Raw genomic sequence first — 5,485 nt, 5'->3', positions numbered from 1 at the left:
ATTAAGGTGGCTATGGCACGAAGGTTCCACCTCTTCCCATTCCGAACAGAGAAGTTAAGCTTCGTCACGCCGATGGTACTGCGTAACAGTGGGAGAGTAGGTAGCCGCCGTTTTGGGATTCTCCCTCGGACATCAAACCGGGGGAGGATCCCTTTCTTTTTTTGAGATTATGCATTTATTTTCTTATATTTGCCCAGACTTACTATTGAATTTTAATATGGATACAATTCTGCCTTTTGCATTACTTTGTTTTACTTCCTTTTTTACATTAACTAATCCATTAGGAACTATGCCAGTATTTTTGACAATGACTAATGGACTGGAGGATAAAGAACGTAAACACATAGTGAAACGTGCCACTATTATTTCTTTTGTAATTTTGATGGCATTTACTTTTTTTGGTCAGTTCTTGTTTAAGTTCTTTGGTATTTCAACGAATGGATTTCGTATAGCTGCCGGAATTATTATTTTGAAAATTGGGTATGACATGTTGCAGGCCCGTTATACAAATACGAAGTTGAAAGATGAAGAAATTAAGACGTATGCTGATGATATTTCCATTACTCCTTTGTCTATTCCGATGCTGTGTGGTCCTGGAGCTATAGCGAATGGTATTATTATGATGAGTGATGCAGATAGTTGGGAATTAAAAGTGACGTTAGTGGCTGTTATTGCTATTGTCTATGTATTGACTTACATTATACTTTGTTTGTCAACTCGTCTAGTCAAGGTTATCGGAGAAACTGGAAATAATGTGATGATGCGTTTGATGGGGCTTATATTGATGGTGATTGCCGTGGAATGTTTTGTGAGCGGTATGAAACCGATTTTGATAGATATCATTCAATCTTCTTTATAAGTGTTTTTTATGATGGATGCGATTGTTTGGAGTGAAGTGCTCTGGAGTATATTCCGGATTCTTTATCTGGCAGTGATTGTGACTACTATATTTGTAGTCATTCTAGAAAATCGTAATCCGGTGAAAACCATGGCGTGGATACTTGTGCTTTTCTTTTTGCCGCTGGTAGGATTGGTGTTTTATTTCTTTTTTGGAAGAAGTACACGTCGGGAAAGGTTGATAAGCAAGAAAGGCTATTCACGTTTGAACAAAAGGCCGATGGCAGAATATCAGGCGCAAGAGGCTTTTTATGACTTGAATAATAAAAATCCATTGATATCCTTTTTCCGAAAAATCAATAGTGCTTTGCCGTTTGATGGAAATCAAGTAGCGGTTTATACAGATGGATATGCGATGTTACAGGCATTGATGCATGAAATCGGTCAGGCAAAGCACCACATTCATCTCCAATTTTATATTTTTGAAGACGATTCGGTAGGACGTTTGTTGCGGGATTTGCTGATAGATAAAGCACGTGAAGGAGTGAAAATACGCTTGCTGTACGATGATGTGGGTTGTTGGAAAGTAAATCCTTTGTTTTATGATGAGATGATGTGTGAGGGAATTGAGGTACAGAGTTTTCTGAAAGTCCGTTTTCCCCGTTTTACCAGTAAGGTTAATTATCGGAATCACCGGAAGATAGCGATTATTGATGGGAAAGTAGGATTTATCGGAGGTATGAATATCGCCGAACGTTATTTGCGTGGATTTTCGTGGGGGATTTGGCGTGATACGCATGTGTGTGTCAAAGGAAAGGCTGTATATGGTTTGCAGACGGCATTTTTGACTGATTGGTTTGTTGTGGACCGGATGTTACTTACTTCTTCTGAGTATTTTCCGAAAATGGAATGGCAAGGCAACGTGGTGGCGCAGATTGTAACTTCGGAACCGGTTGGAGATTGGCACGACATTATGCAAGGGCTTATCAAGGCTTTGTGTTCTTCCAAACGGTATTTTTATATTGAGACTCCTTATTTGCTTCCTACAGAAGAAGTGGTGGTGGCATTGCAGACCGCTTCCCTTTCAGGGGTGGATGTACGGGTGATGTTGCCTAAGCGTGCGGATACGTATCTGACTCATAAAGGGTCTTTGTCTTATTTGGATGAATTGATGCGTGCGGGTGTTAAGGTTTATTTGTATAGGAAGGGCTTTTTGCATTCCAAACTATGGGTGTCGGATGATGAGTTTTCATCGGTCGGATCTACCAATATGGATTTTCGGAGTTTTGAGCACAATTTTGAGGCGAATGTCTTTTTTTATGATGTTGAAATGGCTTTGCGTCTGAAAGGAGTGTTTCTTGCCGACCAAAAGCATTGTCAGCTTTTGTCGCGCAAGTTATGGAGCCAGCGTTCATGGAAGAATAAGATAACCGAATCGGTTGTACGTTTGCTGGCTCCCTTGCTTTAGTGGAAAAATGAGAAGTTTACGCTTCCATAGTGCCGGTGTTCGGTGAAGTGCGGATGGCTTTCAAAGTTCAGGTTCTTTCCATGTTCCAAAACGAAAAGCCCGTCGGGTTTGAGCAGATTGTATTCGAATATCTTGTCTGGGATGCTTTCTAATTCCGGTAAAGCGTAGGGAGGGTCAGCAAAGATAAAATCGAATTGCTCCTTGCATTTACTGATGTATTTGAATACGTCACCTCGTATGGTCTTGCATTTGTCGGTCTTTATATCGCTCATGATTTTGCAGATAAAGGCATAGTGTTGAGGGTCTTTTTCTACTGATATGACTTTGTCGCATCCCCTTGACAAAAGCTCAATACTGATGCTTCCAGTTCCTGCAAACAGGTCGAGTGCCGTTACGTTGTTTTCGAAATCGAAATGATTGTTTAAGACATTGAAAAGGTTTTCTTTGGCAAAATCGGTAGTAGGACGAGCCTTGAAAGTATGGGGCACATCGAACCTCCGGTGTTTGTAGATTCCACTGATTACTCGCATATAAATAAAGATTGAATATCAAACGGAATCGTTTCCAGCGAAGTGTCGGAAGACTGCTGGAGTTCCGCCTGAGGGTTGTTGATTATGAATATTTTCCGGATGAATTGTCGGAGGAAACTAATTTGTCCGTGCAGTTCCTCTTTCGTAAGCCCTGTGAGATGCAGTTCATCTTTTTCTGTATCATAGTCTAATTGTTTCCAGATATTCAGCAGGTAATACGAACGGTCTTCATTGGTGCTTATCGGATAGGTATTGGCAAGTTGTAATCTGCCGTTAGAGAAACAGAATACTTCCATATTGTCGGCATGTATATTGGCATATATTTGCTGTGTTTGTCTTTGACGACTTTCTTTGGTAAAGTATTCTATCTGAGGGCTTACTGTAGCAAAAAAACGTGCACGAGGAAAATGCTCGGACAAAAATACGTGGGTTAGTTTGTCAATAGAGAACAATACTACCATATTACTGTTGCCCAGGATGTTGCATAAAACGATTTCATTGTTCTGTTTGGGTACGTTTTGGTAGAAAAGCATTTCCATTTGTTCGTCTTCGAAGAGTTCGAGAGGAACGGTAGTATACCGTAAAGTATGTATCAGGATGTTGGTTTGATGGTATATAACGTTCAGCTCAGGAGTTTGAGACAGGAAACCTTTTACATTGGCTGCCATCGAACGTTGCACGTTTACTGCGGTATGCTGGAAATAGATACGGCTTGCATCTGCCGGATGATAGGTTGCAAAAGAAAATCCCTCCGGACTGAGTCGGATAGAGAGAGTTTGGAATTCCGGTTGAGTCTGGTTGGTATCTTTTTCTGGCATATTCTTTCTTCTTTTTGCGTTTTTTGGTTTATATTCGTGTATAAAAATATGACTTCTGTTTTTAAGAGTGGACAAAGTTACTAAAATTTATAGGATAAGTATGCTGAACATCAAATTATTGGATCAGATAAAGCAAAATTTCTTTAATAAGCCAACTTCCGGGCAAGAATTAACGATGAATTTGTTCGTTGATTTTCTTCTCTCCTCTCAACCGGATACCGTTTTCTTGTTGAAAGGATATGCCGGAACAGGAAAAACCAGTCTGGTAAGTGCATTGGTGAGAGCTCTCGACGGGATGAAGCAAAAATGTATATTGCTGGCTCCTACGGGGCGGGCGGCCAAAGTATTCGCGCTTCACTCCGGACATCCGGCTTACACCATCCACCGGCGTATTTACCGCCAGCGTACTTTTTCGAACGAGATGGATAATTTTACGATGAATGTCAATCTGCACCAGCACACGTTGTTCATTGTGGACGAAGCCTCGATGATATCCAATCTGGGCTTGTCGGGGAACGTGTTCGGGAGCGGACGCTTGCTGGACGACCTGATACAATATGTATATGGCGGGCAAGGGTGTAGGTTGGTGTTGGTGGGCGACACCGCTCAGTTGCCTCCTGTAGGCGAAGAAGAGAGTCCGGCACTCTCGGCAGATGTGTTGAGAGGGTATGGGTTGGAGGTTGTAGAGCAGGAGCTGACGCAAGTAGTCCGGCAGGAGTCTGAGTCGGGCATCTTGTACAATGCCACTTGCCTGCGCCGGAAAATGGCGGAAGAGTTTTCCGGAGAGCTTCCCCGCATACGGGTAGAGGGATTTCCCGATGTGCGTGTGGTGCCGGGGAGCGAACTGATAGAGACCCTCAACACCCGTTATGGGCGCGAGGGAATGGACGAAACCATCGTGATTTGCCGTTCGAACAAGCGGGCTAACCTTTATAACCAGGGAATACGGAATACGGTTCTTTATCGTGAGGATGAATTGAATGCGGGCGATATCCTGATGGTGGCGAAGAACAATTATTTTTGGGGAGCCGATGTCAAGGAACTGGATTTTATCGCCAACGGGGATATAGCCGTGGTACGCCGGGTGCGCCGGGTGCACGAGATGTATGGATTCCGTTTTGCCGATGTGCTTCTTGCGTTTCCTGATTACAACGATATTGAGCTGGAGGTGAAAATCCTGCTTGATACGCTCCATACCGATGCGCCGGCATTGCCCAAAGAGCATGCCGACCGTTTGTTTCATGCCGTGCTCGAAGATTACCAGGATATTACCACGAAAGCGGGGCGGATGAAGAAGATAAAGGCAGACCCGTGGTATAACGCTTTGCAGGTGAAGTATGCATACGCCGTAACGTGCCACAAAGCGCAGGGCGGACAATGGCAAAACGTGTTCATTGATCAGGGGTATCTGACCGAGGATATGGTTTCGCCCGATTATTACCGCTGGCTTTATACGGCAATTACGCGTGCTAAAGGAACTTTGTATTTGGTGAACTGGCCTGAGAGCCAAAAGGAATAAAAAAGAAGTGCGCCTGATAGGACTCGAACCTACACGTCTCACGACACCAGATCCTAAGTCTGGCGCGGCTACCAATTACGCCACAGGCGCATGTCCATGTTAAAATGGAATTGCGGGTGCAAAGATAAGGCTTATTTTCGAAATCGCCAAATCTTTGTGTGAAATTTCACTACAGAGGTACAGAGGTGCATAGAAAGGCAGAGTCAACCAGCGAGTGCAACATTACGAAATATTTTTGAAAAAGACCTCAGCCGGAGTCGAGAAATTGAGTTTTTCTCTCGGTCTGGCATTAATTTTCTTCCTGATCTTGGTT

At 43.2% G+C, this 5,485-nt stretch carries 5 protein-coding genes, 1 tRNA gene and 1 rRNA gene; 4 read left to right on the top strand and 3 right to left on the bottom strand.

The window, feature by feature from the left end; genetic code table 11:
* Positions 1–2 precede the first annotated feature (2 nt).
* The 3 genes from rrf to cls all read left to right on the top strand — a co-directional run bounded on the left by rrf (position 3) and on the right by cls (position 2,305).
* A 5S ribosomal RNA gene (rrf, locus tag B5F25_RS20500) occupies positions 3–113 on the top strand.
* A gap of 104 nt (positions 114–217) precedes the next feature.
* Positions 218–859, top strand: a complete 642-nt coding sequence (locus B5F25_RS20495; protein ID WP_087213307.1) for a MarC family protein — start codon at positions 218–220, stop codon at positions 857–859.
* A 9-nt stretch (positions 860–868) separates the two neighbouring features.
* Complete coding sequence (gene cls, locus B5F25_RS20490) at positions 869–2,305, top strand: cardiolipin synthase (RefSeq protein ID WP_087213304.1); 1,437 nt, start codon at positions 869–871, stop codon at positions 2,303–2,305.
* Here cls and B5F25_RS20485 read toward each other — a convergent pair.
* Both B5F25_RS20485 and B5F25_RS20480 read right to left on the bottom strand, forming a co-directional pair.
* Positions 2,302–2,835: an RsmD family RNA methyltransferase gene (locus B5F25_RS20485; protein ID WP_087251704.1), complete on the bottom strand. Its 534-nt coding sequence runs from the start codon at positions 2,833–2,835 to the stop codon at positions 2,302–2,304. The genes cls and B5F25_RS20485 overlap by 4 nt on opposite strands.
* Entirely contained in the window at positions 2,826–3,653 is an 828-nt protein-coding gene (locus tag B5F25_RS20480) for a DUF3822 family protein (RefSeq protein ID WP_087251703.1), read from the bottom strand. Before B5F25_RS20480 ends, B5F25_RS20485 begins: the two co-directional genes overlap by 10 nt.
* Before the next feature lie 100 nt (positions 3,654–3,753).
* On the opposite strand from B5F25_RS20480, the gene B5F25_RS20475 reads away from it, so the two are divergent.
* Positions 3,754–5,172 (top strand): AAA family ATPase, encoded by a 1,419-nt coding sequence (locus tag B5F25_RS20475; RefSeq protein ID WP_087251702.1) that lies wholly within the window; start codon positions 3,754–3,756, stop codon positions 5,170–5,172.
* Between the two features lie 8 nt (positions 5,173–5,180).
* Here B5F25_RS20475 and B5F25_RS20470 read toward each other — a convergent pair.
* Positions 5,181–5,262, bottom strand: a tRNA-Leu gene (locus B5F25_RS20470).
* Between the last annotated feature and the right edge of the window lie 223 nt (positions 5,263–5,485).

Origin of the sequence: Bacteroides sp. An19 (assembly GCF_002160215.1) — a bacterium.
GTDB lineage: Bacteria > Bacteroidota > Bacteroidia > Bacteroidales > Bacteroidaceae > Phocaeicola > Phocaeicola intestinalis.
Note: the sequence above shows the minus strand (reverse complement) of the source record. Positions and strands in the feature narration are given on the sequence as shown.

Excerpts from the sequence above, each read along its gene's own strand:
- B5F25_RS20495 (WP_087213307.1), top strand. The coding sequence starts at position 218 with ATGGATACAATTCTGCCTTTTGCATTACTTTGTTTTACTTCCTTTTTT.
- cls (WP_087213304.1), top strand. The coding sequence starts at position 869 with ATGATGGATGCGATTGTTTGGAGTGAAGTGCTCTGGAGTATATTCCGG.
- B5F25_RS20485 (WP_087251704.1), bottom strand. The coding sequence starts at position 2,835 with ATGCGAGTAATCAGTGGAATCTACAAACACCGGAGGTTCGATGTGCCC.
- B5F25_RS20480 (WP_087251703.1), bottom strand. The coding sequence starts at position 3,653 with ATGCCAGAAAAAGATACCAACCAGACTCAACCGGAATTCCAAACTCTC.
- B5F25_RS20475 (WP_087251702.1), top strand. The coding sequence starts at position 3,754 with ATGCTGAACATCAAATTATTGGATCAGATAAAGCAAAATTTCTTTAAT.